The organism is Ottowia sp., assembly GCF_047975795.1.
In the GTDB taxonomy this organism is placed as follows: Bacteria; Pseudomonadota; Gammaproteobacteria; order Burkholderiales; family Burkholderiaceae_C; genus Ottowia.
Genome location: NZ_JBKEEE010000045.1, coordinates 1 through 2,400, shown reverse-complemented (window position 1 = coordinate 2,400; position 2,400 = coordinate 1). Strand labels below are relative to the sequence as shown.

The window sequence follows — 2,400 nt, the reverse complement described above, 5'->3', positions numbered from 1 at the left end:
GCGGAGTGCGCTGAATTGCTGGACTACGTGGCCGCCTGGGCGATTGAACGCGGTGTGGAGCTGCGGGACGCCCGGCAGTGGCAAGTTGATCCTGAGACAGGGGAGATCACGTGACCTACCGCTCCGAGACCTACCGCCGCTGGGTAGCCGCCCAACCCTGCATTCGCTGTGGACGCGAAGGCGCGAGCAACCACGCCCATGCCAACAGCGCCAGATTCGGCAAGGGCATGGGCCTGAAAGCCGACGACAGGTACGCCTTCCCGCTGTGCGTGGACGGGCCGGGCTACATCGGCTGCCACACCAAGCACGATCAGCACATGCATGCGCTGCTGAGCAAGAGCGACGTGATTGACCTGGAAGCGCTGTACATCGTGCGCACGCTGGGGCTGTGGTTGTCGAAGCGTGGCCGGGCAACGCCGGAACTGGCTGAAGCGCTGGCTACGGTTTTGGAGGATGCAAAGTGATTGACGTTAAGCACAAAGCAATACCGGAGCGGGTCGCCCGCCGACTCTTGGGCGCGTGCGAAATCGAAGACGCTTTACAGCGCAGGATTGCCATAGACAGCGCAAAGCAGCGCGGCGACGTGAAGCCATCGTTCAATGAGCGCGGCTGGCGCATTGGGCAGATGCACCCCAGGGCGCTCTATACCGACCGAGAGGTGGAGCTGGTGCTCGAACTGCGTGACGAGGGGTGGGGCTACAAGCGCATTGCAAAAAAGATGGAGATGCCACGACGCACGGTGCGGGACATCTGCTCAGCCAGGATCAGATGCCAGCGCCAGGGGGGCGCATGACTCATTGACTCGGTGCTGCAATTCGACTATGGCCAAGTTGACAACTGAAAAAATCGCAGCGTTTTGCGCGGCACTCTCGGACACCGGGGGCAACGTGTCGCGCGCCTGCAAGGCGGTGGATATCTCTCGCCAAATTGCGTATCAGTGGCGTGACCTGTATCCCGAATTCGCCACAGCGTGGGAGAAGGCCAAGGCGCAGGGCATGGAGGCGCTGGAGGATGAGGCCAACCGTCGCGCCTTCGAAGGGTTTGATGAGCCGGTGGTGTACCAGGGCGCAATTACCGATACGGTAAAAAAATACAGCGACACACTGCTGATTTTCCTGCTCAAGGGCGGCAAGCCTGAGAAATACCGTGAGCGCGCCGAGATCAGCGGGCCGGGTGGTGGCCCGATTGAGGTCTCGGACACCGAGCGGGCGGCGCGCCTGGCTGGCCTGATGGCGTTGGCCCAGCAGCGGGCGGCTGATGATCCAGACGCTCAGCCCGGCTGAGGCTGAACGCCTACTGCGCTACCTCACGCCCAAGGAGCGCGCCGAGCTGGATGCGTTGTTGGCCACGGCTCCACCATGGCTACCCCTGCCGGGGCCGCAGACACAGGCCTACACCAGCCAAGCTGACGTTGTGGGATATGGGGGTGCCGCCGGAGGAGGCAAATCGGATTTGATTGCCGGGCTGGCGCTGTGCGAGCACCAGCGCAGCCTGATTATCCGACGCGAGCGGGCGCAGACGGAAGGCGTCATTCAGCGTTTGACTGAAGTGGTGGGTGGAACCAGTGGCTACAACAGCCAGAAATCGATCTGGCGACTCCCGTCCGGCAAGGGCGGTGTGGTGGAGTTTGGCGGCTTGGACAACCCGGGTGATGAGCGTCGCTGGCAGGGCCGTCCGCACGACCTGAAGGCATTTGACGAAGTGACCGAGCAACGCGAGTCGCAAGTGCGCTTTGTGATGGGCTGGAACCGCACCAACGACCCCGGGCAGCGCACGCGGGTGCTGATGACATTCAACCCACCCACGACCACCGAGGGCCGCTGGGTGCTGGACTTCTTTGCGCCATGGCTCAAAAAAGGACACCCACTGTACCCAACACCGCCTGGGCAGTTGCGCTGGGCGGCCATGGTGCCGAGCAAAGACGGCGCGATGCGGGATACCTGGCTGGAGAGTTCCGCCCCATTCGTGCTCAAGGATGGCGAACCGTGCTACGAATTTAACAGCAAAGAGTACACGCCAGAGCAGATCATCACGCCGAAATCGCGCACCTTCATTCCAGCGCGGGTGACGGACAACCCTTACTACATGGCCTCTGGCTACCTGGCAACGCTCCAGTCACTGCCGGAGCCGCTGCGCAGTCAGATGCTTTTGGGCGACTTTGAGGCGGGTATGGAAGACGATCCCTGGCAAGTCATCCCCACGGCGTGGGTGGAAGCGGCGCAAAAGCGCTGGACGCGGCCTGAGCGTCTGCCGCCCATGGACAGCCTGGGCGTGGATGTGGCTCGCGGCGGCAAAGACCAAACGGTGCTGGCCCGCAGACACGGCATGTGGTTTGACGAGACATTGGCGCACCCGGGAGCGAGCACACCGGACGGCCCCAAAGTGGCAGGCCTTGCTGTG

The 2,400-nt window shown here is 63.0% G+C and carries 4 protein-coding genes; all 4 read left to right on the top strand.

Features of this window, described 5'->3' with window-relative positions; translation table 11 throughout:
- The first annotated feature begins 110 nt into the window (after positions 1-110).
- Positions 111-464, top strand: coding sequence for a hypothetical protein (locus tag ACK5NW_RS06875; protein WP_416926398.1), 354 nt, complete (start codon positions 111-113; stop codon positions 462-464).
- Positions 461-793, top strand: a complete 333-nt coding sequence (locus ACK5NW_RS06870; RefSeq protein WP_416926396.1) for a hypothetical protein — start codon at positions 461-463, stop codon at positions 791-793. Before ACK5NW_RS06875 ends, ACK5NW_RS06870 begins: the two co-directional genes overlap by 4 nt.
- A gap of 28 nt (positions 794-821) precedes the next feature.
- A complete protein-coding gene (locus ACK5NW_RS06865; RefSeq protein WP_416926394.1) occupies positions 822-1,283 on the top strand; it encodes a terminase in 462 nt (153 codons plus the stop codon).
- Positions 1,258-2,400 (top strand): terminase (locus ACK5NW_RS06860; RefSeq protein WP_416926392.1); only part of this gene is annotated, 1,143 nt, incomplete at its 3' end. The genes ACK5NW_RS06865 and ACK5NW_RS06860, both read left to right, overlap by 26 nt.